Origin of the sequence: Pedobacter aquae (assembly GCF_008195825.1) — a bacterium.
In the GTDB taxonomy this organism is placed as follows: Bacteria; Bacteroidota; Bacteroidia; order Sphingobacteriales; family Sphingobacteriaceae; genus Pseudopedobacter; species Pseudopedobacter aquae.
Genome location: NZ_CP043329.1, coordinates 3,817,129 through 3,842,577, shown reverse-complemented (window position 1 = coordinate 3,842,577; position 25,449 = coordinate 3,817,129). Strand labels below are relative to the sequence as shown.

The window sequence follows — 25,449 nt, the reverse complement described above, 5'->3', positions numbered from 1 at the left end:
ATTAAGCAAATAAACCATGCTCTATACGACCAAGTTCTTTTGAAATTAAATCAAAACCTAAAGAAGTATCTAAAAAGGATGCTGGAGTTTGATTTTTAAAAACATAAGAAGGCGATTTCATCCAAAGTTTAAAGCGCTCTAGAGAACCAAAAACTTGCTCACCTCTTACATAAAGACGAGCTAAATCTATAGCTTTTTCTGAATATGCAGCATCTATTAAAGCGTTTTCATCAAAACGTTGTAAAGTACGCTCAGAAATATGCATTATAGCAGCCAACTCTTGAAAAGTAAAAGCAATAGATTTAATTAAATGAGCCAATGCTTTTTTAGGCAAACCAGCTCTAGTGAGCTCAAGTAAATCAAAATCTGAGGAAATAGGTTTTTTGAAGTTTAAAACACTTAAGCCGCCAAGTAAAGACACAACCGCATGAAGCATTTCTTGCGGTTGTGTTAAGTATTCTATGAGGGGTTCTTCAACTTTATTATTTTCCATAAAACAGACATTTATACACAAAAATATAAATTTTGTCTGATTTCACAAATTTAAGATGCTATAATTAAGAAATAATTTTTCTTACCCCTTTGCACTACTAAAAAGCTATTATTTATTAAGGATGAAGCATTTACAACAACATCTGGAGCTGCAATTTTCTCTCTATTTAAAGAAACGCCACCACCTTGAATCATTTTTCTGACCTCGCCTTTAGAAGGAAAAATTTGAGTTTCCTCTGCCAACAAAGTTAGAATATCAGCGCCAGCGTCTAAAGAACTTTTAGCTATTGTAAATTGTGGAATACCTTCAAAAACGCCAATAACATCTTCATGACTTAAAGCCTTCAAGAAATCTAAAGAACCATTACCAAAAAGAAAATCAGTAGTATTGATAGCTGTTTGCAAAGCTGCTTCGCCGTGTACTCTTCTGGTAATATCTTCTGCCAAAGCTTTCTGCAACACCCTTAAATGAGGCGCTGGCTGATGCTGTGCCAATAAATCATCTACCTCTTGTTTAGAGAAGAAAGTAAAAATTTTAATAAAATTAGCAGCATCCTCATCAGAAGAATTTAACCAAAACTGGTAAAACTGATACGGACTGGTTTTCTTAGCATCAAGCCAAATATTACCGCCTTCGGTTTTACCAAATTTAGTTCCGTCTGATTTTTTAATTAAAGGAGATGTTAAAGCAAAAGCTTGTCCGCCTGCTTTTCTTCTAATAAACTCGGTACCGGTAACAATATTACCCCATTGGTCTGAGCCGCCCATCTGTAGCAGGCAACCTCGTTCTTTCCAAAGGTGGTAAAAATCAAAACCTTGTATCAATTGGTAAGTAAACTCTGTAAAAGACATGCCCACTTCACTTTCTAAGCGTTTTTTAACAGAATCTTTTCCCATCATATAATTAACAGTGATATGCTTACCAGCATCTCTGATGAAATCTAGAAAAGAGTAGTTTTTAAACCAATCGTAATTATTTACAATTTCTGCACTGTTGGCGCCGCAATCAAAATCTAAAAATTGCTCTAATTGCTTTTGTATACCTTGAAGATTTTTTTGCAAATCTTCTTCTGATAAAAGGTTACGTTCTTGAGACTTACCGGTAGGGTCGCCTATCATCCCAGTTGCGCCACCAACCAAAGCTAAAGGCTTATGTCCAGCTTGTTGGAAACGTACTAAAGTAAATATTTGAGACAAACTACCTACATGTAAAGAATCCGCAGTGGGGTCAAAACCAATATAACCAGTAACCATACCTTTAGCCAATTCTTCCTCTGTACCGGGCATAATATCATGCAAAAGACCTCTCCAGCGTAATTCTTCAACAAAATTCATCTTATAAGATTTAAATTTTTACTATATTAACAAGGTGGCAAATATAAGATTTAGATAGAATTGGTTTAACTATTAAAGATGAATTTCCTTTCGCACTATTATTTTGACCGTTACAATACCAATTCTTATGAAGTTTTAGGGAGCATTTTGCCCGATTTATTAAAGAATGCAGATAAAAGCAGTAACATCTTTCCAGAAAAAGACCAAGACAAATTTAAACAGCCACATGAAATAGCCATTTTAAAAGGGTGGAAAAAACATCTTGATGTAGATAAGCTATTTCATAATGCCAGCTTTTTTCTAGAACATCAGCATCAACTTAAGTTAAAAATAAAAGAAACATTAAAAGATACGCCTATAAAACCATTTTTTGCAGGTCATATCGCCATAGAACTAATTTTAGACCACTTGCTATTGAAACATCAAAAAATAGATGCTGCAAAACTTTATTTCCATTTAAATGCTGTATCTAAAAATCATATAACAGATTTTTTAAACCTCAACAATGCACCAGAACAAGAGAAATTTTTTAAATTTTTTGAGCTATTTAAGAAAGAGCAATACCTTAAAAGTTATATAGATGTTGCAAATATTAGTTATGCTTTGAAAAGGATTTTCATGCGGGTATGGCCTAACCCACTTCATCCCGAGCAAGAAAATAAACTTACCCAAGTTTTAATTGATTATATTTTTGATATCGAAGAAAAATTTATAATTATATTTGACGAGATAGAACGGCAATTACTGGATGACTAAACGCTTCTTAATCTTACTTTTAACGATACCATTTTTTGCACAAGCCCAAACTAGAAAATATTCTAATGAATTTTTACAGATTGGTATTGGCTCTAGAGCGTTTGGTATGTCTGGCTCGGTAGCTTCATCTGCAAATGATGTAACAGCAGGCTATTGGAACCCTGCCGGCCTAACCAGAATGAGAACCAATGCGCAAGCCAGTTTAATGCACTCTTCTTACTTTGCCGGAATTGCCAAGTATGACTATGCAGGCTTTGCAACTTTTGTTGCCGATAATACTGCTGTTGTAGGCGTATCTGTCATAAGATTTGGTGTAGATGATATTCCTGATACTTCAGAATTAATAAGCGCCGATGGTAGCATCAATTACGATAGGGTACGTTCTTTCTCTGCGGCAGATTATGCTTTTATGTTTAGCTATGCCCGCAACCACAGAGGAAGACAAAGCGATGAAAACGGCCTTAGCTATGGTGCTAATGTAAAAGTTATCCATAGAAAGGTTGGGGAATACGGAAAATCTTGGGGTTTTGGCTTTGATGTTGGCGCTCAATACAAATTAAATAACTTCATTTTTTCTGCCGTTGGCAGAGATATTACCACCACTTTTAATGCTTGGAGCTACAATCCAGATAAATTTGGAAGTGTATATACCGCAACGGGAAATGATATTCCGCAAAACTCTACCGAAACTACCTTACCCAGAATTGTTTTAGGCGCCGCCTATTATAAAGCTTTTGGAGATAAATTTGGATTGACTACAGAGACCAATCTTAATTTAACTACAGATGGGCAAAGAAATGTACTGCTCTCTGCCGACCCAGTAAGTATAGACCCAACCATTGGCCTAGAAGCCGATTTTAAAAAAACCGTTTACCTTAGAAGTGGCATTGGAAATATCCAAAAAATTAGCGATTTTGAAGGCAAACAAACCTATAGCATACAACCAAATATTGGTTTAGGTATTAGAATTAAGAATTTTTCTATTGATTATGCTTTAACCAATGTAGGCAACCAAAGCGACGCACTTTACAGCAATGTTTTTTCTTTACGTTTAGATTTCGAGAGATAAAAACATCTTAAAAGCGGCAAATCCTAAGAAATAATAATTCTCTTTTATTATTATTACCTATCTTAGAGGCTATGAATATCGACTTTTTTGAGCACCTAATACATGAATTTGAGCTGCCGTTACAAAATCCTGTATTAATATTCTCACTCATCTTATTCATCATTTTATTATCTCCTATTTTACTTAGGAGACTTAAAATACCTGGCACCATAGGGCTTATTTTGTCTGGCGTTGTTATTGGTCCACATGGTGTTAACCTTTTAGCTAAAAACTCGGCAGTTGATTTATTCTCTACCATAGGTTTATTATATATCATGTTTATTGCTGGTATAGAGTTAGATATGAACGAGTTTAAGAAAAATCAGTTTAAAAGTTTAGGCTTCGGATTTTTCACCTTTATCATTCCCATTGCTTTAGGCTTACCAGCATGCTATTATATTTTAGGTTACGATTTAAATGCTAGTTTTTTAATAGCCAGTATGTTTGCTACCCATACTTTAGTGGCCTACCCTATTGTTACTAAATTTGGTGTTACTAAAAACCCTGCCGTAGCCATATCCGTTGGTGGCACTATTTTAACAGATACTGCAGTTTTAATTATCTTGGCTATCATTGTAGGCTCTGCTAACGGAGGTTTAACAACACAGTTTTGGATGAAATTGGGTATATCGTTAAGCATATTTTTATTGATTATATTCTTGATTTTACCTCGTATTGCCAAGTGGTTTTTTAACCGTATGGATGGCGATAAAACATCTAATTATGTATTTGTGCTTTCCTTAGTCTTCTTATCAGCTTTCTTAGCAGAAGTTGCAGGTGTAGAGCCAATTATTGGGGCATTTATGGCTGGTTTAGCATTAAACAGGCTTATTCCTCATTCATCAGCTTTGATGAACAGGTTAGAATTTGTAGGTAATGCCATATTTATCCCTTTCTTTTTAATAAGTGTGGGAATGCTGGTAGATGTAAGAGTTATTTTAAGCGGCTATACTGCCATATTTGTGGCTGCCACATTATCAATAGTAGCTTTAGCAGGTAAATGGTTAGCAGCTTTTGTTACCCAAATTGCTTTTAAATATAAGGCAGAGCAAAGACAATTAATCTTTGGATTAAGTAGTGCCCATGCCGCAGCAACCTTAGCGGTAATTTTAGTAGGTTATAAAGCTAATATTCTGGATGAAAATATCCTTAACGGTACTATTATTTTAATATTGGTAACCTGTGTGGTTGCTTCTTTTGCAACAGAAGGTGCTGTTAAAAAAATAGTACAAAACCAAGAAAATCCCGATTTTAAGGAAGAACCAGAAGAAGTTGTTTATTATGAAAACATCTTGGTTCCGGTTTCAAACTTTAATAAGCTAGAACCTATTGTTGATTTTACAGTCCTCATAAAAGATAAAAAATCGCCTTATCCGCTTAATATTTTATCTATAGTAAGTAATGATAAAGATGCGGAGACCAATATCATCCAAGTTAAACGCAAACTAGAAGATTTTGTAAAATACGCATCAGCTACAGAAACGGGGGTTAATCCTATTGCAACCATAGATATCAATATATCAGATGGTATAACAAGAATATCAAAAGAAATTTTGGCTAGCACATTAATATTAGGTTGGCCACATAAAGAAACCTTTCTTGATAAAATTTTTGGACCAAAATCTGAAGCTATCATCAATGCTACAACTAAAACAATTTTCTTTTGCGATTTTGTAAAACCACTAAACACCAGCAAAAAAATTGTATTGGTTTGTCCGCCTTTAACAGAGCTAGAAGATGGTTTTGCTTACTGGATGGATAAAATTTTGAAATTAGCAAATGAGCTTAGTGTCATGATTGATTTTCACGCTGTAGCAGAAACACAAAAAGCCATTATCAAATATACCAAAATGGCAAAAAGTAAAACTGCTTACAGTCTAAATTTATTAGACTTTAATCAATACCCACAATTGTTAAGTAATGCTCCTTTTGATCATTTGATGATATTTGTATCTGCCCGTAAGGGTTCAATCTCTTATCATTCTATGTTAGATAATTTAAATTCTACCTTGAATAAAGATATCAATGACCATAATATTTTATTGATATATCCTTCAGTTAAAACATCAGACAATAAGTACACCGAGTATAGTGACATGAATGCCGAATTATTCATCAAAGGAGTACAAAAAGTTAACAAGATTAAGAAAGGTATCAGAACCATCTTTAAAAAATAAACCATCACATTTTTATGCAAACTACATCATTAACAGACGAGCAATTGCCACAAAAAATCATCATTACAGGCGCAAGCAGTGGCATTGGTTTTGAAGCCGTTATAGAATTGGCTATTAAAGGTCATCAAGTAATTGCATTATCACGCTCTAAAGAAAAGTTGCAAAATTTGCAGAAAATTACGCTCAGCTTAAATCCTGATGCTGTTTTATATCCTATTGTTTTTGATATCGTAAATGATGATTATCAGGGTTTAACCCAATTTATTCAACAAAGATGGGGAAGCTTCAATATCCTTATTAATAACGCAGGAGCTTTAATTAATAAACCTTTTAAAGAGCTTAGCGAATTAGATATGGCAGAAATGTTCCAATCTAATGTAATGGGTCATTTTAGGATGATACAAACTTGCTTACCCTTTTTACAGCCTAATGCTCATATCCTCAATATTGGCTCGATGGGTGGTTATTTAGGAAGTTCAAAATTCCCGGGCTTGGCAGCATATTCAGCTAGTAAGGCTGCTTTGCATAATTTAACAGAATGTTTAGCGCAAGAATTGAGCGAAGAGAAAATAAGTGTAAATTGTTTAGCGCTAGGCTCGGCACAAACAGAAATGCTAGAAAAAGCATTTCCGGGTTACCAATCTCCGGTACAAGCTTATGAAATGGGTAAGTACGTTGCAGATTTTGCCTTAACCGGACATAAATTTTTTAACGGTAAAGTTCTTCCGGTTGCTTTGGCAACACCTTAAATAAGTTTTATTGGCAGCAATATTGTGGCTCTTGTAAAAACAAAACATCATGAAAAATTTTAAATTATATGCTACATTAATATTTATTGTTACACTTGCATCTTGTGTAAGAGATAATAAACAAGAAACGCAAGACGTGGCAGATAGCGTAAGTTCTGATGTTTCATCTACAACAACAGAAACTACCACTACCTATGTAGAACTTAAAGAGCTGCCTTGGCTTGCAGAGGTTGATACTGTTACCTTGAATATCTCCTTAAAAAGAAATCTTCAGGTATCTACACAAAACTTAGATGCCAAAAATGTGATACAAATTATCAACAAAAAGTATCCTGAAAACCAATTGGTATGGAAGAGAAAAAGTAATGATACTGCTTATGTAAACATCCCCAATGCTTTTTATTTAACACAGTCTAGCGGTTCTTTAGGGGCAAGAATATTTTTAGCAGAAAGCACCTTTTCTATCACAGAAATCTCGGGGATAAAGGTTGTCTATTTTGATTTTGAAGCCGGAGACCATGCATCGCCAGGCGCTTATCAAAGAGCTGATTTTAAGTAGTTAACAACCTCAACATTTCATTTAACATATTTTAACGCTATAATCAACTAGAGTAAAAAACTTATCCGCATCTTCAACCGTATTTAAAGTATGTATAAAATGAAAAAGTATGTCGCAGCTTTCATGCTAGCTTCTTTTGCAGTTCCTCAGGTTATAGCAAAAAGCAGTACTAGAATAGGATTAAGCTCAAGTTTAGAGGCCTCGCAAACTGCAAAACCAAACCATGCTGTTTTAAATAAACTCTTAAATACCTATGTAAATGGTGCTGGTGTGGTTAATTATAAAGCTTTTTTGAAAGATAAATTAACCTTACAGCAGTATTTAAAATCATTAGCAAATGTTAAGCTTAACACTTTATCTAAAGATGAGCAATTGGCTTTTTGGATAAACATTTATAATGCCGCAACTATAGATCAAATCCTAAGAAATTACCCAGTAAAATCTATCATGGATATTTCTGGAGGGAAAGTTTGGGACCAAAAACTACCTTATACTTTTGCAGGGAAAAGCTATACTTTAAATGAAATAGAGAAGGTAAAACTAATTGAGGAATTAGACGATGCCAGGGTACATTTTGCGGTAAACTGTGCGGCAATATCTTGCCCTAAATTATTAAACAAAGCTTACACAGCAGATAACGTAGAAAGTCTTTTAAATGCAAATACTTCAGCATTTTTAAATGATACAGAGTTTAATAAAATATCTCCCGCAAAGGCTCAATTATCTAATATTTTTAATTGGTATAAAGTAGATTTTGTTAAAGCAGAAGGAAGTGTTGCAGCTTTCGTTAACAAATATGCGAAGTTAAAAATCAAAGAAAATACGCCATTAAACTACATCAATTACAATTGGTCTTTGAATGACAAATAATTTGTAGCTTGTATCCATAAATCATCCAACATGAAAATTGTTATCATTGGTAATGGTATCAGTGGCATTACTACAGCCCGGCATATCCGCAAGCTTAGTAACCACGAAATATTGGTCATTTCATCAGAAACAGAACACTTTTTCTCTCGTACGGCCTTAATGTATATCTACATGGGGCACATGAAATACGAGCATACCAAACCCTATGAAGATTGGTTTTGGGACAAAAACCGTATTGATTTACTATTTGCCAAAGTTGCACAAGTACAGGCCAAACAAAAACAATTACAGCTTGAAGATGGTAGAATGATAACTTTTGATAAGCTGGTAATTGCAACAGGCTCTACTCCTAAAACGCTAGAATGGCCTGGTGTAAATTTAAAAGGTGTGCAAGGTTTATATAGCAAACAAGATGTAGATTTGATGGAAGAAAACACCAAAGACATTACTGATGCCGTTATTGTAGGTGGTGGTTTAATTGGGATAGAAATGGCAGAAATGCTACGTTCTAGAAATATCAATGTACATTTTTTAATAAGAGAACAATATTATTGGAATAGTGTATTACCCAAAGAAGAAGCCAGTTTAATCAATAATCATATAGCTGCTCATCACATCCATTTACATACAAACACACAATTAAAAGAAATTATTGGCGATGAAAATGGCAAAGTGAAAGCCGTAATAACTCATGATGGTATAGAAATAGCTTGTCAGTTTGTAGGCTTAACCATCGGGGTAAACCCCAATATAAATTTCCTTCAAAATAGCGAAATTGAAACCGATAGAGGTGTTCTGATAAATGAATATCTAGAAACTAACCATCCTGATATTTATGCCCTTGGAGATTGTGCGCAATTTAGACACCCTAAAAACTTACACCCTGCGGTAGAACAACTTTGGTATACCGGTAAAATGCAAGCCGAAACTTTAGCGCAAAATATTTGTGGTGATAAAAGGGCCTATGAAAGAGGTGTTTGGTTTAACTCGGCCAAGTTTCTGGATATAGAGTATCAAACCTATGGCTACATGTTTAACAAACCTTTGGAAGGTGAACAAAGCTTTTATTGGGAACATCCGAAAGGAAAAATAGCTTGTAGAATAAATTTTAAAGCAACAAGTAAAGCTGTTACCGGGTTTAATTTTTTAGGGATGCGCTTTAGACAACAAACAGCAAACGACTGGATAAAAAATGAAATGCCTTTACAAAACGTTATGCAAGAATTAGAAAAAGGTTTTTTTGACCCAGAGTTTTTTGAAAATCATTACTTAGCAATTGTAGAGAAATTTAATACCGATTATCCTGAAATGGCAATTTCGGTGAAAAAGAAAAAGAAGTTTTTAATCTGGTAAAGATAGAAAGATGAGTAAAGATATTTCCTTGGCTGTAACCGATGGTTCGGGAGCTAATAAACTTCAAAAAACAGGCATTGCTCTTTTGGCATTTGGCGTACTAGCTACTATTATAGCTGCTTTTGGTGCTGGTGCTACGCAACCTGTATTATTTTTTTGGCTATCTGTAGGTTTCATAAGTGCCGGAACTTTGGTTTATGCCTACCCATATTTTCAGCATGAAGCGGGTATAAAAAACAATAACATCTTTAAAAACGGGATGACCAACAGAGGTGCCTTAGCTTGGTTTACAGGGCTAGTTCTTACTGGTTTTTACATCATTTTATATTGGTTTCCGCAGTATTTGGAAGGCTTAATCAGGATGTGTGACCCTTTGAGCTGGCTGCTTAGAAATAAAGCTGCCGACCAATGGTTTCTTTACGGAACTTTATATACGCTGGCGGTTTTAGTTATGGGATTTAGGTTTATTGGAAAATACAGACATAACCGCTATCAAATTATCCGTACCCTTTCGGTGATGTTTTTTCAGTTGGGTTTTGCCTTTGTTTTACCCGGATTGCTACTGATGTTTAATCAACCTGAATTCTATTTCTCTTATTTCTGGCCTTTAAAATATGGCTATTTATGGCCAAACGATATTAATTACGTAGTTTCTTCTGGAGGTTTGGGCTATTTCATGATTTTTTGGGGAGCTATCATGACTTTTATTGCCACACCTTTACTTACCTACAAGTATGGTAAAAGGTGGTATTGCTCTTGGGTTTGTGGCTGCGGAGGTTTGGCAGAAACTATGGGCGACCCTTACAGGCAACTTTCTGATAAATCTTTAAAAGCTTGGAAAATAGAACGCTATACCGTACATGGTGTTTTAGTTTTCATCATCATCACCACCATCATGTTATGGCTTAATTCTGCTTGGGAAGGTGGCTTACTAGGCACATGGTCTGGCAATTTTTCCCAATGGTATGGCTTTTTTATAGGCTCAATTTTCTCTGGAGTTATTGGTACAGGCTTCTATCCCATTTTTGGAAATCGCGTTTGGTGTAGGTTTGGATGCCCAATGGCTGCTATTTTAGGTTTATTTCAAAGATTTAAATCTAAATTTAGGATAACTACCAACGGCGGACAGTGCATTTCTTGCGGCAATTGCTCTACCTATTGTGAAATGGGTATTGATGTAAGAGCTTACGCACAAAAAGGCGAAAATATCATCAGAGCTTCTTGTGTTGGTTGTGGTGTATGCTCGGCAGTTTGCCCAAGAGGTGTTCTTAATTTAGAGAATTTGAGGGACGAGAAGTAAATAGTACTGAGTAGAAAGTAGAAAGAGCCTAAAAAACGAATATTTAGGGACTGACTTTTAAGTAAAAAGTATTGAGTACAAAGTAGAAAGAACCTAAAGAGCAGATATTTTAGGAAGTTCCTTTGAAAATTAAATATGTCTTTCCGAAGAACGAAGGACGGCCTATGAAGATTTGGAAGCGAAGTCAAATAAATCTTTTGCAAAAACTTTCATAGAGAACTAGCGGAAAACAATCCGACGGGTGTTTTAGATACTTTCATCAAGCAAAAACATTCACACCACTCAGGATTGTGGATGAAGATTTATTTAGACGAAACGACAAATATTCATCAGCCTTGAATTTTTGGGAACTTTTTTTTAAGAAAAAAGTGCCTAGGGCTGGCCGCCTATGAGGCCGGAAAGCCTTGAGCGAAAAAGCTATTACAAGAAGAAAGAAGCCACTACCCGGCTAGGGTTGGGAAGCCTTGGGCGTAATAGCCCATTAGTTCACAATCTCCATAAAACAATAATTATCCGCCTCAAGAGCCGGCGGGGCCCATTACTTTTTAGAGGAAAAAAGTAATCAAAACCCTTGAGCAATCCCGCTGGAGCCTTTGCCGCACAAAACTCACCCACACTCAAAAACAGTGAGCGCTTATTTTTGCTAGCAAGTGATTTAGGAAGGTTTTTACAAACTCGAACGCAAAACCGCATTCGCTATAGGCTTGGAAGTGCAAGATTTTTTAATTTCTGCTGCTGTTTTTTCGTCCTTTCCGGCTCTGGGGGATTGCTCATGCGCTTCGGGATAGCCTGTTTTTTATGAATGGTTGTTCCTGTCTGGGTGTAGAAAGTATAAAGAACCTAAAATTGAGATTTTTAGGAACTGCCTTTGAACATAAAACTTATCTTTCCGAAGAACGAAGGACGGCCTATGAAGATTTGGACATGGAGTCAAATAAATCTTTTGCAAAAACTTTCATAGAGAACTAGCGGAAAACAATCCGACGGGTGTTTTAGATACTTTCATCAAGCAAAAACATTCACACCACTCAGGATTGTGGATGAAGATTTATTTAGACGAAACGACAAATATTCATCAGCCTTGAATTTTTGGGAACTTTTTTTTAAGAAAAAAGTGCCTAGGGCTGGCCGCCTATGAGGCCGGAAAGCCTTGAGCGAAAAAGCTATTACAAGAAGAAAGAAGCCACTACCCGGCTAGGGTTGGGAAGCCTTGGGCGTAATAGCCCATTAGTTCACAATCTCCATAAAACAATAATTATCCGCCTCAAGAGCCGGCGGGGCCCATTACTTTTTAGAGGAAAAAAGTAATCAAAACCCTTGAGCAATCCCGCTGGAGCCTTTGCCGCACAAAACTCACCCACACTCAAAAACAGTGAGCGCTTATTTTTGCTAGCAAGTGATTTAGGAAGGTTTTTACAAACTCGAACGCAAAACCGCATTCGCTATAGGCTTGGAAGTGCAAGATTTTTTAATTTCTGCTGCTGTTTTTTCGTCCTTTCCGGCTCTGGGGGATTGCTCATGCGCTTCGGGATAGCCTGTTTTTTATGAATGGTTGTTCCTGTCTGGGTGTAGAAAGTATAAAGAACCTAAAATTGAGATTTTTAGGAACTGCCTTTGAACATAAAACTTATCTTTCCGAAGAACGAAGGACGGCCTATGAAGATTTGGACATGGAGTCAAATAAATCTTTTGCAAAAACTTTCATAGAGAACTAGCGGAAAACAATCCGACGGGTGTTGTAAATACTTTCATTAAGCAAAAACATTCACACCACTCAGGATTGTGGATGAAGATTTATTTAGACGGAACGACAAATATTCAATAGCCTTGATTTTTTGTTTACTTTTTTATCAAGAAAAAAGTAAATAGGGTTGGCCGCCTATGAGGCCGGAAAGCCTTGTGCGAAATTGCCATTTCCAAACGCTTCACTTAGCTCAGTAATTTTTAATGATAATAATTACCCGCCTCTATCGCCGGCGGGGCTCGTTCCTTTTGCGGGACCAAAAGGAACCAAAAGTCCTGAACAATCCCACTGGAGCCTTTGCCGCACAAGACTCTCCCACACTCAAAAACAAGGAGCGCTTATTTTTGCTAGGTTATAGTTTTTGTACGTTAGTGTAAACTCGAACGCAAAACCACATTCGCTATAGGCTTTATTTAAGTAAAAAGTCAAAAGTATAAAGTAAAAAGATGCCTAAATATTAGATATTTCGGCCTAACAACCTAATCAACTAGTAACGAATAACTAATTGTTGCCCATGCGCTTCGGTTTAGACTGTTATTTATGAATGGTTGTTTCTTTCAAGACGGCAAAAGTATAAAGAACCTGAAATGTGGATATTTAGGAAGCTCCTTTGAAAATTAAATATGCCTTTCCGAAGAACGAGGACGGCCTATGAAGATTTGGAAGTGAAGGCAAATAAATCTTTTGCAAAAACTTTCATAGAGAACTAGCGGAAAACAATCCGACGGGTGTTGTAGATACTTTCATCAAGCAAAAACATTCACACCACTCAGGATTGTGAATGAAGATTTATTTAGACGGAACGACAAATATTCAATAGCCTTGCCTGCCTGCCGGTAGGCAGGATTTATTCATTTTTTGGTTATGGCTTTCTTAGGTATTCATGAACTCGTTCCTCGTTTTTTGGGCACTTTTTTATCAAGAAAAAAGTAAATAGGGTTGGCCGCCTATGAGGCCGGAAAGCCTTGTGCGAAAAAGCTATTACAAGAAGAAAGAAGCCACTACCCGGCTAGGGTTGGAAAGCCTTCTGCGTAATAGCTAATTTTAAAATATCAAGACCTCTTCCACCATTTCACTACCTCAAACCAAATAACACTTATAAAACCTACAACAAAAGCAAGCAATAATTGAGTTACACCTAAGCTTTCAAACTCGAAGAAATTTGTAAAAGCAGGGATATAAAGTAAGGCAAATAAAATAACTAGTGTGATTGCAATTATAACAGAGACTAATGAATTTTTATAAAATAGCGTGGTAAAAATGCTATAATAAAAAGAGCGATTAGCTAAGGTTAAGAAGATATTAGCGAAAATAAGGGTTGTAAAAACCATCGTCCTACAAAGCTCTTCTGATAGCTGCTGATGAATAGCGTATTGATAAACAAACAAAGTTCCGGCTGTAATGGCTAAACCTTGTATCACACTCGTAAATAACTCTTTACCATTAAAGAAACTTACTGTAAATGGTCTTGGCGCTTGCAACATGCTGTTTTGCTCTATAGGTTCATTCTCATATATGATAGAGCAAGTTGGCCCCATAATCAGCTCAAGAAAAATCACATGAATAGGGGAAAATATATTTGGATACAACCATCCTAAAGCTAGAGGAATAAAAACCGTTAAAATAATAGGAATATGTATCGAAATGATATACTGAATAGCCTTTTTTAAATTGGTATAAATTCTTCTACCCATGGCTATGGCATCTAACATCTTAGATAAATCATCTTCAACTAAAATTAAAGAAGCTGCCTGTTTCGCAATTTCAGTTCCTTTTTTACCCATAGCGATACCGATATGAGATGCTTTTAAAGCCGGACCATCGTTAACGCCATCGCCTGTCATGGCTACAATTTCCTGATTACTTTTTAAGGCATTAATGATTTTGAGTTTAGCCTCTGGAAACATCCTGGTGAAAACTGCATTTTCTTGTACAGCTTTTACAAGCTCTTCATCATTTAACTGCATCAATTCATCGCCACTTATACCTTTATCGTAACCTTTAAAATCAATTTCTTTAGCTATAGCTTTAGTTGTTAAAGCATTATCGCCCGTTACAATTTTCACTTTTATACCCGCTTGATAGAAACCATGAAGCACTTCAGAGATATTATTTTTTGGTGGGTCATAAAAGGCAACCAACCCTACAAACTGAAAATCAAAATCTTGCTGTTGTTGAGGAAAATCATCGCCCCTAAAATCAGACTTTGCTACACCTAATACCCTAAAACCTTCAAAAGCCATTTCTGCTATTGCTTTTTGGATGCTATTCTTTTCATCCTCGGTAAGCTGACAAACGGCTATAATAGCTTCCGGTGCACCTTTTGCAGCAATTATTCTTTCTTTTTGTTGATTTTCAAAAACATGTGTCATCATAGGTGGCTTACCTCCTAGCGGATACTCATGATACATCTGAAAATCGGGTCTTTTATCGCTATCCGTAGCTTTTTTATAGGCTTGATGAAGGGCAATTTCCATCGGGTCGAAGGGATTAGGCTCACTAGCCCACATAGCTACTTCTATCAGATTTTTTTCCTCTGGCTTAACATCTTCTTGAAAAGTACTTACCTGATTAGCGCTCAATAAAAATAATCGGGCTAAAGCCATTTTATTTTCTGTAAGTGTACCTGTTTTATCTGTACAAATCACTGTTGCGCTACCCAAAGTTTCTACGGTTTTCATTTGCTTTACCACAACACCCATTTTCATCAATCGCCAAGCACCTAAGGCCATAAAAGTCACAAATGCTACCGGTATTTCTTCTGGCAAAATACTCATAGCTAGGGTTAAAGCTTTCAATAAGCTATCTGGCAGGTTGTAAGATTTTAGATAATTTAAAGCCCAAACAATCGCAAATACAAGGGCGCCAATAATCACCATCCTCTTAACAAAATAGCCAATCTGTATTTCTAGAGGTGTTTTTTCTTCTTCGATATCGCCAAGGCTTTTCCCTATTTTACCCAATTTAGTAGCTTTCCCAATAGCCGTAACTTGTATTAAAGCCATACCACTTGCCACCTGGGAGCCCTGATAAAGCTCCCTATTGTCTTTATGATTTTTAAAAACGGCAAAAGACTCTCCGGTAAGTACCGCTTCATTCACAGAAAAATCATTCCCTTTCACCATCATACCATCTGCGGTAATGGTAGTGCCTTCCTCGGCAATTAAAAAATCTCCAATAACCAAATCTTCGGTTTTTATAGCGATAATTTCACCATCTCTGACAACCTTGCAAACCGGCTGTGTAAACTCTTTGAGCTTTTCTAAAGCTGTTTTACTTCTATAATCTTGATAAATAGAAATGGTAGCAACAAGCACAATAGCTACGGCAAGAAATAGGGCGTCCTCAGGCTCGCCACTGATGAGGTATATGAAAGAAGCCGCAAAAAGTAAAATCACCATAGGTTCTTTTACCAAGCCGACTAAAGAGGTTACAAAACTATTTTGCTTTTTATAAACGACCTTATTATCACCATGGCTCAATCTTGATTGCAGTACTTCTTCTGTACTTAAACCTGAGATTTGAAATGGGTTATTGGGAGTCATGAGGGGGTGAATATGAGTATCTCTAATGTTTTGGTTGTGATGATTAAATATAGTGATTAATCTTGTAGAGGTTTATAAATGATTTCTTTTCTATTTGTTAACTTATAGACTGAGTTGTTTTTACAAAACGGAAAGTGTTGTTAAAACGTTAAAGATGTATATGCTTTTAGTTTATCTTTCAAGTATATCAATCATTAGTTTTTCGTTTTCTTTCATTTTACTACAAAAATCAAAAAAACTACTAGTCTGCTGAGGAATAGAAAGTGTCCAAATACTTACTTCTCCATCGTAACCATTTAGTTGTCCAATATTTGTTTTCTCTGCTCTAAATTCATCATCGTCAGAAGGACATATAAAACCGCCTATTTGAGCCGTTTTAACATACATGTATGAAATTATTTGGTTCATATCATTTCTGTCAATATTTTCAGCTTTTTTTCCTGCTAACCTTTTATATTTAGCATCCAATATGAAATTTTCTTTCCAAAAGTCAGGAAATCTTTTCCCAATTAAATTTTTAAACAAATATATTGCTCCTTTTGAACTTTTATTTTGCGGATGATTAAACCCGCACTTAATTAAAAAAGTATTGAGATACTCTTCCCATAACCATGCACCATCAAAGAGTAATCCATAAACTTTATCCTTTTCCTTTCCATATTTTAAACCTTCATACCTCAAGATTTGCATGCAAATCTTTTTTAATGATTTATACTCAAAATAATAGGGATGAGAAAAAGGTTTTAGGTTCTTATTTACAATAGAGATTCTCTGTCCGTATTCATAACTTGGCGTAACTTGAAGTATTTGATTTACAAAAGTTTGCGTTTCTAAATCGAGATTTAAAATACCTTGTGTATACTTGTGCTGTTTTATAAATTCAATTGTATGCCTAATTAATTGCGTGATTTTATTATCAAAACTATGTTCTCGAACGCGATAAGCAATACTTCCAATAAAAGGAATATTCTTTCTTAAATGCCGATTTATATCAATTGTTCCTCTAACATTTGAATCATTATAATTTTGTTTGTGATACTCTTTATATAAACCTTGTCTTAAGGCTTTTTTCAAATAGAATGGAAACATATATAACAGAAAATCAAATACTGATTCATTATTAATACCATGTTTCAAATCAAATAGGTTAATTGAAAATACTTTTTGAAGCATATAATGCAAAAAATAGTCATTGTTATTTTTTGCAAATCTTGAATGAATAGTAATCTCAGTATTATTTATGCCAACAAAACCCATAATATTACCAGTTGTCAGAATAGAACCATCCAGTGAAAAAATATGCTCCTCACTAATTTTATCGCAAGTTTGGTTTAAATCGTTTGGGAATATGAGCAAATTAGGATTGTCCTCCAAAATCAAATCGCTTATCTTTTTATTAGCAATCAAATTAAGGTCAGGCAAAAAATCCTTTTCAATATCCTTTCCGCAGTTATTATCAGTCGTTATCAACATTACTTTAGGATTAAATGACACCTTCGTAAGCCGTTTTCAATTCATTTAATCGTGAATCACTGTCAGGAAAGCCCCGTAAATATTCAAACAATAGGCCTTCTAAGTGATTATCCCATAGCTGGTCAAAACTTCCTTCGTAGTTTTTAAGTTTTAGAAAATATGCAGGTCCAATATGAAAAGCAGAATTTAAACCCTGAATTGATTCGATTTTTGTATTTAGTGATAACATTCTTTTTAAAGCTTCATCTTTCCAATCATCAATTACACCATCCCACATAGAAATTCTATCAATAGCTTTTATTTCTTTCCATGCAAAGCGCCTACGCATTGCAAAATCAAAAGATTCGACACTACGGTCAATATCATTCATTGTCCCTATAATATAAACATTTTCTGGAATATAGAACCCCTCTTTAAAATCATTTCCATCATTTTGAAGGTTTGTGTACTGTGTTTTTACTCGCCCTTTTTCACCTCTATATCCTGCATCTATTGAGAAAAACAGTTCACCGAAAACCTTTGATATTTCTGCTCTATTAATCTCATCAATAATGAAAACAAAAAAGTTATTTTCAGCCTCTTGTAATATTGTTCCTTCTTGATAATCTTTTAATTGAAAATTTTCTTTCATGTATTCAACAACATCCTCCATATCTTTTTGAAAAGCCCCAGAAGGTCTTGCTTTTTTATTTTGGTATGCGTCATAAACATTTTGCTTGGTAATTGTAAAATTATATTGAGATGGAGTATTTGTTGACGAATATTTGAGAGAATCCTTAGTTGAAAGGCTAAAATCCCAAGAACCAATTTTTGTTAACTGACCACTTGCTAAATTATCTTTTACTAAAACAAGCAGTTTATCCCACGTTTCGTCAAAATTATCAACTTTATTGGTCGTATTTGCTTTTAGTGCTTTACGACAAAACTCTTTAAAAGCTCCATCTTTTCTTCCAAATCCAATATTACCATTATCGTCAGGTGCGGTTGGTCTTAAACCTTCAACAAAATCCGTATAATCGTATGAAGGATGGAACTGAACAAATTCAGTTACTGCATTTAATGCTTTAGCAATTTCTTTTGCTAAATATGTTTTACCTGTCCCTGGTGCTCCTGTAAGAATTAAATTCTTATTGTTCAAAAGCAAGTCAATATATTTTTGCATATAAGCTTCATTTTTTTGAGTTAATTGTCTCTCTTTTTCAAAATATTCTTTTAAATACCAAGCAAATAAAGAACTGTGCCATGAATCTTTGAACTCAACATGCGAATTACAATAGTTAATAAAATTAAAATTGTCGCTTAACCATTCTTCTTGAATTATTGGATAATCAGGAAGTCTATTCTTTAAATTAGCAATTACATCTCTTAAATATCTGTAATTTACTACTGTTGTTACTAAGTTTGGAAGAAATGCCGCAACAACTCTGTTAGTTCCAGAAGGTCTATTCCCCGAAGTTTGTTTACCAAAAAAACTAAAATTTCCTGATATTGAGCTTTACTTATTTGGTTTTCTTCTGCAATGCTTTTTATTATTGGTTGTATTTCAGACCAGTTGTTTTTAATTTTCTCAAATTCTTCCCAAGTAAAATTTCCTTGCTGCAAATCTGAAATACCATTTTTAGTTGTATCCTTTACTAATTTTTGAAATACTGTATCTGTCCAATTATTATTTATTGTTTGTTCTTTAAATTCTTGCACAGACTTTTTGTATGAGGGAAACCAATCAAAAAAGACCCAATTTTTATTTTCAATTGCTTCATCATATATTTTTTGTAACAAATGCTTACCTTTTAAATTCAATTCTTCCATTGCTTGCACTAATTCAGGTCGTAACGTCCATTCAAAAAAACCTCCTATATATCTCCCTTGCATTGGGATTATCCAATATGATGGTTTTCCGTCTGTACCAATTATTTCAAAGCGGTTTAGTTTTTTCTGAACGGCTTTTGCAAAATTTGTTATTGTACTGTTATATGATTGTGGAGAAACATTGTATTTATCTCCAAGAGCTTTGCATGTTGATTTGTGATTAGGTTCAGAATAAAATTTAATTAACACATCCCTATAGTTCTCATTTAGTAAATTTTCATCTTGAAGTATAACTTTCCATTCATTTATTGAAATATCTATATCGCAAACATATTCTCCATTGCTTAGAGTAACCCTTTTAATATTCATTTAAAGTATTTTATTTTATGACTATTATGTCTATTGAACATTTATCACTTACTTATAATCATCCAAAATAACCCTACTCCACCTTCCTCACCAACAAAAACCAATGATTTTCTAAAGGCAAATAACCATAATCATAACAAAATGTGTATACGCTACCTTTTTGTGTAGTGAATTGATGGGTATGATAAGAAAAATTAAAACCCGCTTTTTGCAATTTTTCTAAGGTGGTTTTAGTTTTTCCTTCGGGATTTAGCTTTTCCAAAATCTTTTTATTACGCAGTAAAATAGCGTTTACCGTTTTTATAAAACTGTTGTTTTTGTTTTTATTCTTGTTATTATGATTACTGCGACATTGGTCATCGCAAAATTTCTTATCAATTCTGCCCATAATAGGCTTACCACAGTCTAGACAATTTTTACTCATAGGTTATAAGTTTAAACACTAAGATAATACTTAAGTTGATTTAATCAAATTATCCGTGTATACCCGGATATATACGGATATATCCGTTTAATATCCGGCTAATTTTCTGGCAGCTCCACATCTTTGTATCGTCGGTTGGCAAGGAAGCTAGCTGGTCGTTAAACATCAAGAAACATTAACATTTAAAAAATTAAGATCATGAGTACTTTAAAAAACAACGTAACATTAATTGGATTTTTAGGCGCAGACCCAGAAGTTAAAGAACTTGCAAAAACAAAGAAAAAACTAGCTCGAGTACGTATCGCCACCAATGAGACTTATAAAAATGATAAAGGCGAAAAAGTTGAGGAAACCCAATGGCATCAATTGGTTTTTTGGGATAAACAAGCCGGCATTGCAGAAAAATATTTAAAGAAAGGAAGCGAGGTTGCTATCTCAGGTAAATTGGTTAATAATTCTTATACAGATAAAGAAGGTATCAAACGTTACTCTACAGAAATTGTAGTAAGCGAAATTTTAATGCTAGACAAGAAGTAGTATTTATGCTAGCTGCCAGCACAATATCAGGAGAGGTTGTATATAAGTAGTCTTATACAGTCTCTCCCTTATAAATGAGTTGGGAAAAAGAAACTCTTGTACTTGTCAAAATTGAGCTTTAAAATATTTTCTTTTAATCTTCGCTATATTTCAGATGTGATTGATTACTTTAGCTATCAGTAGCCACAACCCCGGGTGGCTTTGTTAAACCTATTCATCAAAAATAAAATGAAGAAAATTTTTATTGCACCATTACTGCTATGCAGTATGCTAGCCTTATCAGCTATGCGAAGTACTATCGGGGAAACTCAAAAAATGTTTGAGCAAGCAAGGGTTAAGAAAGAAAAAGATGCTCCTATTGCGAAAAAAGGTAAACTCCTTTTTAAGGACGATTTTAACAACGGCATGGTTTATTCTAAGGAATATCAACAAGTGGCTGATGGTTGGCGGGTAAGGGCTAATCATGCCAAATGGAAGCAAGAAAATAATTCGGTAAAAAGCATTTTTGAAAGTGGTCACATGCCTGTACTTACCTATGAAGGTAATTTTAAAGATGCCATTATAGAATTAGAGTTTAAATTTTTTGCACAAGAAGGTAAATGGTCTGCTTGTAGAATTTCTGCAACAAATCCTCAGCTTAATCCAAGAGCTTATGCAGCTTCTGTTTGGGCAAATGCTAACAATACTGGGCGGGCATTAGGTATGGTATTAGAACATGATGAATGGAAACCAGGTGTTATCACTACCGTGATGAACAAACCGGCTACTTTTGAACCCGGAAAATGGTATACCTTGCGTTTAGAACTTATAGGAAATGTGGTAAGGGCAACTTGTAATGGTGTTACTGTAATAGGCACACATGAAAAATTTGGAATCCCTAAAAACAGTATTTCTTTAGGTGTTGGCACTAGCCCGCATGAGTTAAGAAAGTTTAGAGTTTATGAAGCTAGTAAAAAATAATATCCTAAGCTATCTAACTCATAAATAAGCTATAAAGGCAGCATCACCTTTATTTTTGTTTGTGCTACCTGATATTAAAATAAAAAGCAGTGTCATCCAAAAAATGACACTGCTTAAATTTCTAAAGTTTTAAAACTAAGCTTCTGTTTGAACTCCAGCAAATTCTTCAATCATGCTGCGGTTAAAAGCTGGAATATCTTCTGGAGAACGACTGGTTACTAAACCTTCATCTACCACGACTTCGCTATCTTCCCATAAGGCTCCGGCATTTATCAAATCTGTTTTGATAGATGGATAAGAAGTAATTTTCCTACCTTCTAAAAGCCCCGTTTCTATTAATAATTGCGGTCCATGGCAGATAGCGGCAACAGGCTTTTGAGCATCAAAAAATGCTTTCACAAATGCTACACAATCTTGGTTTTTACGCATAAAATCAGGGTTCATTACACCGCCTGGTATAAGTAAAGCATCATAATCATCAGCTTTAGCATCAGTTAAATGAATATCCACTTTAACTTCTATCCCCCAGTTATCCTCATTCCAAGCTTTAATTTTATCTTTTTGTGGCGATACAATGTGTACCAACGCACCAGCTTCGTGTAAAGCATTTTTAGGTTCTGTAAGTTCAGATTGCTCAAAACCATGATCACTTAAAATAGCGATTCTTTTATGACTTAATTTTCCCATGACAATGTTTTTTAGGTGAAACATATTTGAGAATAAGCAAACACTAAACCAAAACAATCATACCAGACTTTTAAGCCAGTGTAAATATTGGAATTCTGGCTTGTTTTAATGTTTGATTAAGGATATGCTGATTGATAAAATACCTATTTAAAAATGTTTTTTTCTTTAACAAGAAAATCATATCAACCTCAAAATCTTCTGTAAATTGCATCACAGATTCTTCATAACTCTCGCCCTGAAGCATATGTATAGAAAACTTATAAATGCCAAAAAGCTTCCCTTTTTCTACCTCGTTTTTAAATTGCGATATTAAAGTTGCAACTTTTGCTATGGGCATTGCAGCAACCAATCTTATTTCTGTTTGGGCTTGTACCAACAATTGGTCTAACATATTTTTTAAAATAGCAACGCAGTTTACATTTTCTTCTAAAATAAAACTGATGTTTTTGGGAGTATCAGTAAGTGGAACTTCTGGAACATACAACACCGGATAAGCGCTCTCGTCTAGCAATTTCAATAGCTTTTGCTCATCACTATTGGCGGCACTTTTAAATACTGTTTTACAGTGTAAAATCAAATCTATCTCTTTACTAGTGATGATTTGCGATAAAATTGAAGCGGATAAACCATATTGATGTTCTATCTGGATGCCTGAAATACGAAGTGGGAATAATAAAGTAAGCCTTTGTACAGCCTCATGAAATTCGGCCGGAATATGCTCATTTTCATCTGATTTTCTTGATAGCATCAACAAATCTGAAATAGCGTCTGGTAATGGCAAAACATGCAACAGTGTAATATTAAAAGCATAGCCTTTAAACTGATGCAAAGCATATTGTACCACACTTAAAGAACCAACGGTTAAATTGGTAGGAACTAAAATATTTTTGATTGTCTTCATAATCTCCATTGTTTTTCATAAATATCTGTTACAACACTTAAAACAGATTTAAACAGAAATTAAAAAGCAATTAAACAGATTAGAAGGACATTAAATTTTACAAGCACTTTAAAATTTTAATGATGTATTAAACTAAAAAAACCGTTTTATAGGGATTATATAACATTAGAGGATTTTAATCATATAGATGAGACTCTTTCTAGTGAGATTAAGTCTTCTTGTTGAAATATACATAAACATCTGTACCCTTACTCTCAACAGATTGTATGTCCAAAATAGCTTGATGTACTTTAAAAATACGATATGAAAGTGGTAGCCCCAACCCAAAGCCCATCCTATCACCATGATTGGAGGCTCTAAAGAAAAGTTCAAAAATATGTTCTAAATCTTTTTGTGGGATACCGATACCCTGGTCTGACACAAGTATGCATATTTTATCCTTTTTAGTAGACAATTTAACTAAAACCGGCTTATTATCAGAGTATTTACAAGCATTTTGAATAATATTATTAATAGCCAATCTTAACAAGGGTTCTGTACCAAAAAGTGCTAAATCAGAAGCTTGTTCTGGTAGTTCAGAAAAATCTAATTGAACCCGGTTATCTGGATTGGTAACATTTAAATCCTCTATGATAGATAGCAATAACTCATCTAACCTAATGACATCATTTAACTGCTTTTTATAGTTATAGCCAGATTGGGCCAATTTTAATAAACCATTTATTATATCATTTAAGCGTGATGCTTGCTTATAAACAAGTTCTAAAGCTTCTTTGTTATCCCCCTGCGGATTCATTAGTGCTAATTCTGCCGCACCTAAAATAGCTGTTAGAGGTGTTCTTAATTCATGCGAAGCGTTGCTTACAAAGTTATTTTGAATTTGGAAAGCCGTTTCTAGTCTATCTAGCATATTGTTAAATGTAATAGCTAGCTTCTCCATTTCTCCTTTAGCCTTTTTTGATGGATCTAAACGTAAATCAAGGTTATAAGCGCTAATATTATTCACTTTGGTTATCATTTTAGAAATTGGAGCAGTAAAACGAATAGCAAACCAATTCCCAATAAAATAAGACAATAAGCTCATTACCAAAAAACAAAACAATAAAATAAACTTTAAGCGCTGTAAATCTTGTTTACCTACTGGGTCTGTAGCACTAATAGCAACGATATAAGTTTCATTGGGAGAATTTCTGTAAAGTGTGGCTACAAAATAAGTTCCGTATTGGGTATACTCTGCATAATTACTTTGTATAACTTTTCTTATTAATACCGATGGAAGATTTGCATCTGCATCTAGAATAGGTTTTCCGTTTTCTACTTTAATGATGTGTTCTTTCTCATTAGGTAAAGCTTGCAAATGTTGTTTTCTTACCTCTTGATAAATGTTATTACTTAATTTATCGGCCCCAAATACCGCCTTTGCAGCTACTTCAGAGCGTAATTTTAGTCGAGTAAAATATTCTTGACGGGTGTATTTCTCAGTTAAAAAATACATCATCAAACCAATCATCAAAAAAATTAATGCTGTTAAACCAGTAAAAGCTAATGTTATCTGTTGTTTAAAACTCATATTCGTCGTTCAAGATATAACCCATGCCTACTTTGGTGTGGATAAGCTTTTGACTTGCGTTTTTATCTATTTTCTTACGAAGATAATTTACATAAACATCAACCACGTTGGTACCTAAATCATAAGTAACATCCCAAACATTTTCTAAAATATCTATTCTTGATAATACTTTTTTCTTGTTTTTGATAAAATACTCTAACAACCTATACTCCGTGGCGGTTAAATTAATAGCCTCGCCATTTCTAAAAACAGTTCTAGCCTCGGAGTTAAATTCTAAATCGGCAATTTTAATGGTATTGTTTTCCTTGGGTAAAACAGCTTGCTTTCTTCTTAACAAAGCCTTTATACGGGCTAGAAGCTCTACCAATTTAAAGGGTTTAGCTAGGTAATCATCTGCACCAACATCTAAACCTGTAACTACATTTTCTGTTGAGTCTAGCGCACTTAACATTAAAATGGGGACAGTGTAATCCTCACTTCTCAACCTTCGGCAAACTTCAATACCATTTTTTTCTGGCAGCATGACATCAAGTAAGACTAAATCAAAATGATGCTCGAGGCACATTTTTAAGGCCGTATTGCCATCCATAGCTACACTAACCGTATAATTTTCTTGTTCAAGTGCTTTTTTAATCACTTTAAGAACATCAAATTCATCTTCAACAATTAATATATTCATGGATGTTTATTTAAGCACTTCTTGGCAATTTGCCTATTTGATATTAAAATGA

The 25,449-nt window shown here is 34.5% G+C and carries 21 protein-coding genes; 10 read left to right on the top strand and 11 right to left on the bottom strand.

The genetic code is table 11. The features are described from left to right. Position 1: 1 nt before the first annotated feature. Both parS and tyrS read right to left on the bottom strand, forming a co-directional pair. Positions 2-493, bottom strand: a complete 492-nt coding sequence (gene parS, locus FYC62_RS16915) for a type II RES/Xre toxin-antitoxin system antitoxin (protein WP_149075800.1) — start codon at positions 491-493, stop codon at positions 2-4. A 50-nt stretch (positions 494-543) separates the two neighbouring features. Beyond that, positions 544-1,827, bottom strand: a complete 1,284-nt coding sequence (tyrS, locus tag FYC62_RS16910) for a tyrosine--tRNA ligase (protein ID WP_149075799.1) — start codon at positions 1,825-1,827, stop codon at positions 544-546. 78 nt (positions 1,828-1,905) lie between these two features. On the opposite strand from tyrS, the gene FYC62_RS16905 reads away from it, so the two are divergent. From FYC62_RS16905 to FYC62_RS16870, 8 genes are all read left to right on the top strand, one after another. Beyond that, complete coding sequence (locus FYC62_RS16905) at positions 1,906-2,583, top strand: ACP phosphodiesterase (RefSeq protein WP_149075798.1); 678 nt, start codon at positions 1,906-1,908, stop codon at positions 2,581-2,583. Then, positions 2,576-3,652, top strand: a complete 1,077-nt coding sequence (locus FYC62_RS16900; RefSeq protein WP_149075797.1) for a putative type IX sorting system protein PorV2 — start codon at positions 2,576-2,578, stop codon at positions 3,650-3,652. Before FYC62_RS16905 ends, FYC62_RS16900 begins: the two co-directional genes overlap by 8 nt. Before the next feature lie 71 nt (positions 3,653-3,723). After that, complete coding sequence (locus FYC62_RS16895; protein ID WP_149075796.1) at positions 3,724-5,868, top strand: cation:proton antiporter; 2,145 nt, start codon at positions 3,724-3,726, stop codon at positions 5,866-5,868. A gap of 14 nt (positions 5,869-5,882) precedes the next feature. Continuing rightward, positions 5,883-6,617: an SDR family NAD(P)-dependent oxidoreductase gene (locus tag FYC62_RS16890; protein WP_149075795.1), complete on the top strand. Its 735-nt coding sequence runs from the start codon at positions 5,883-5,885 to the stop codon at positions 6,615-6,617. Between the two features lie 49 nt (positions 6,618-6,666). After that, positions 6,667-7,176: a hypothetical protein gene (locus tag FYC62_RS16885; protein ID WP_149075794.1), complete on the top strand. Its 510-nt coding sequence runs from the start codon at positions 6,667-6,669 to the stop codon at positions 7,174-7,176. Between the two features lie 99 nt (positions 7,177-7,275). Continuing rightward, positions 7,276-8,046: a DUF547 domain-containing protein gene (locus FYC62_RS16880; protein ID WP_168199470.1), complete on the top strand. Its 771-nt coding sequence runs from the start codon at positions 7,276-7,278 to the stop codon at positions 8,044-8,046. A gap of 30 nt (positions 8,047-8,076) precedes the next feature. Next, positions 8,077-9,399, top strand: a complete 1,323-nt coding sequence (locus tag FYC62_RS16875; protein WP_149075792.1) for an NAD(P)/FAD-dependent oxidoreductase — start codon at positions 8,077-8,079, stop codon at positions 9,397-9,399. A gap of 10 nt (positions 9,400-9,409) precedes the next feature. Then, positions 9,410-10,699, top strand: coding sequence for a 4Fe-4S binding protein (locus tag FYC62_RS16870; protein ID WP_149075791.1), 1,290 nt, complete (start codon positions 9,410-9,412; stop codon positions 10,697-10,699). A 2,796-nt stretch (positions 10,700-13,495) separates the two neighbouring features. Here the strand turns inward: FYC62_RS16870 and FYC62_RS16865 are convergent. From FYC62_RS16865 to FYC62_RS16845, 5 genes are all read right to left on the bottom strand, one after another. After that, positions 13,496-15,988, bottom strand: a complete 2,493-nt coding sequence (locus FYC62_RS16865) for a cation-translocating P-type ATPase (RefSeq protein WP_149075790.1) — start codon at positions 15,986-15,988, stop codon at positions 13,496-13,498. A 171-nt stretch (positions 15,989-16,159) separates the two neighbouring features. Further along, entirely contained in the window at positions 16,160-17,461 is a 1,302-nt protein-coding gene (locus FYC62_RS16860) for an McrC family protein (protein ID WP_149075789.1), read from the bottom strand. A 10-nt stretch (positions 17,462-17,471) separates the two neighbouring features. Next, on the bottom strand, positions 17,472-18,623 hold the full coding sequence (locus FYC62_RS16855) for an McrB family protein (protein WP_149075788.1): 1,152 nt from the start codon (positions 18,621-18,623) through the stop codon (positions 17,472-17,474). A gap of 233 nt (positions 18,624-18,856) precedes the next feature. Continuing rightward, entirely contained in the window at positions 18,857-19,639 is a 783-nt protein-coding gene (locus FYC62_RS16850) for a hypothetical protein (protein ID WP_149075787.1), read from the bottom strand. Between the two features lie 73 nt (positions 19,640-19,712). Next, positions 19,713-20,063: a DUF2116 family Zn-ribbon domain-containing protein gene (locus tag FYC62_RS16845; protein ID WP_149075786.1), complete on the bottom strand. Its 351-nt coding sequence runs from the start codon at positions 20,061-20,063 to the stop codon at positions 19,713-19,715. Positions 20,064-20,261: 198 nt separating this feature from the next. Between FYC62_RS16845 and FYC62_RS16840 the strand changes: the two genes are divergently transcribed. Together FYC62_RS16840 and FYC62_RS16835 are read left to right on the top strand one after the other, a co-directional pair. Then, positions 20,262-20,600, top strand: coding sequence for a single-stranded DNA-binding protein (locus FYC62_RS16840; protein ID WP_039448324.1), 339 nt, complete (start codon positions 20,262-20,264; stop codon positions 20,598-20,600). Between the two features lie 228 nt (positions 20,601-20,828). After that, the gene (locus FYC62_RS16835; protein ID WP_149075785.1) at positions 20,829-21,560 is read left to right on the top strand and encodes a family 16 glycoside hydrolase; all 732 of its coding nucleotides are present in this window, start codon (positions 20,829-20,831) and stop codon (positions 21,558-21,560) included. Between the two features lie 135 nt (positions 21,561-21,695). Here FYC62_RS16835 and FYC62_RS16830 read toward each other — a convergent pair whose 3' ends face one another. From FYC62_RS16830 to FYC62_RS16815, 4 genes are all read right to left on the bottom strand, one after another. After that, entirely contained in the window at positions 21,696-22,247 is a 552-nt protein-coding gene (locus tag FYC62_RS16830) for a type 1 glutamine amidotransferase domain-containing protein (protein ID WP_149075784.1), read from the bottom strand. Between the two features lie 70 nt (positions 22,248-22,317). Beyond that, positions 22,318-23,148: a hypothetical protein gene (locus FYC62_RS16825; RefSeq protein ID WP_149075783.1), complete on the bottom strand. Its 831-nt coding sequence runs from the start codon at positions 23,146-23,148 to the stop codon at positions 22,318-22,320. A 208-nt stretch (positions 23,149-23,356) separates the two neighbouring features. After that, on the bottom strand, positions 23,357-24,718 hold the full coding sequence (locus tag FYC62_RS16820) for a sensor histidine kinase (RefSeq protein ID WP_149075782.1): 1,362 nt from the start codon (positions 24,716-24,718) through the stop codon (positions 23,357-23,359). Then, a complete protein-coding gene (locus FYC62_RS16815; RefSeq protein ID WP_149075781.1) occupies positions 24,708-25,397 on the bottom strand; it encodes a response regulator transcription factor in 690 nt (229 codons plus the stop codon). The genes FYC62_RS16820 and FYC62_RS16815 overlap by 11 nt, the downstream gene beginning before the upstream one ends. Between the last annotated feature and the right edge of the window lie 52 nt (positions 25,398-25,449).

Bases quoted from the DNA above. Each gene is read 5' to 3' on its own strand.
- FYC62_RS16835 (WP_149075785.1), top strand. From the start codon at position 20,829: ATGAAGAAAATTTTTATTGCACCATTACTGCTATGCAGTATGCTAGCC.
- FYC62_RS16820 (WP_149075782.1), bottom strand. From the start codon at position 24,718: ATGAGTTTTAAACAACAGATAACATTAGCTTTTACTGGTTTAACAGCA.
- tyrS (WP_149075799.1), bottom strand. From the start codon at position 1,827: ATGAATTTTGTTGAAGAATTACGCTGGAGAGGTCTTTTGCATGATATT.
- FYC62_RS16905 (WP_149075798.1), top strand. From the start codon at position 1,906: ATGAATTTCCTTTCGCACTATTATTTTGACCGTTACAATACCAATTCT.
- FYC62_RS16860 (WP_149075789.1), bottom strand. From the start codon at position 17,461: ATGTTGATAACGACTGATAATAACTGCGGAAAGGATATTGAAAAGGAT.
- parS (WP_149075800.1), bottom strand. From the start codon at position 493: ATGGAAAATAATAAAGTTGAAGAACCCCTCATAGAATACTTAACACAA.
- FYC62_RS16855 (WP_149075788.1), bottom strand. From the start codon at position 18,623: ATGCAAAAATATATTGACTTGCTTTTGAACAATAAGAATTTAATTCTT.
- FYC62_RS16880 (WP_168199470.1), top strand. From the start codon at position 7,276: ATGAAAAAGTATGTCGCAGCTTTCATGCTAGCTTCTTTTGCAGTTCCT.
- FYC62_RS16840 (WP_039448324.1), top strand. From the start codon at position 20,262: ATGAGTACTTTAAAAAACAACGTAACATTAATTGGATTTTTAGGCGCA.
- FYC62_RS16890 (WP_149075795.1), top strand. From the start codon at position 5,883: ATGCAAACTACATCATTAACAGACGAGCAATTGCCACAAAAAATCATC.
- FYC62_RS16875 (WP_149075792.1), top strand. From the start codon at position 8,077: ATGAAAATTGTTATCATTGGTAATGGTATCAGTGGCATTACTACAGCC.
- FYC62_RS16845 (WP_149075786.1), bottom strand. From the start codon at position 20,063: ATGAGTAAAAATTGTCTAGACTGTGGTAAGCCTATTATGGGCAGAATT.
- FYC62_RS16815 (WP_149075781.1), bottom strand. From the start codon at position 25,397: ATGAATATATTAATTGTTGAAGATGAATTTGATGTTCTTAAAGTGATT.
- FYC62_RS16850 (WP_149075787.1), bottom strand. From the start codon at position 19,639: ATGAATATTAAAAGGGTTACTCTAAGCAATGGAGAATATGTTTGCGAT.
- FYC62_RS16885 (WP_149075794.1), top strand. From the start codon at position 6,667: ATGAAAAATTTTAAATTATATGCTACATTAATATTTATTGTTACACTT.
- FYC62_RS16830 (WP_149075784.1), bottom strand. From the start codon at position 22,247: ATGGGAAAATTAAGTCATAAAAGAATCGCTATTTTAAGTGATCATGGT.
- FYC62_RS16870 (WP_149075791.1), top strand. From the start codon at position 9,410: ATGAGTAAAGATATTTCCTTGGCTGTAACCGATGGTTCGGGAGCTAAT.
- FYC62_RS16825 (WP_149075783.1), bottom strand. From the start codon at position 23,148: ATGAAGACAATCAAAAATATTTTAGTTCCTACCAATTTAACCGTTGGT.
- FYC62_RS16895 (WP_149075796.1), top strand. From the start codon at position 3,724: ATGAATATCGACTTTTTTGAGCACCTAATACATGAATTTGAGCTGCCG.
- FYC62_RS16900 (WP_149075797.1), top strand. From the start codon at position 2,576: ATGACTAAACGCTTCTTAATCTTACTTTTAACGATACCATTTTTTGCA.
- FYC62_RS16865 (WP_149075790.1), bottom strand. From the start codon at position 15,988: ATGACTCCCAATAACCCATTTCAAATCTCAGGTTTAAGTACAGAAGAA.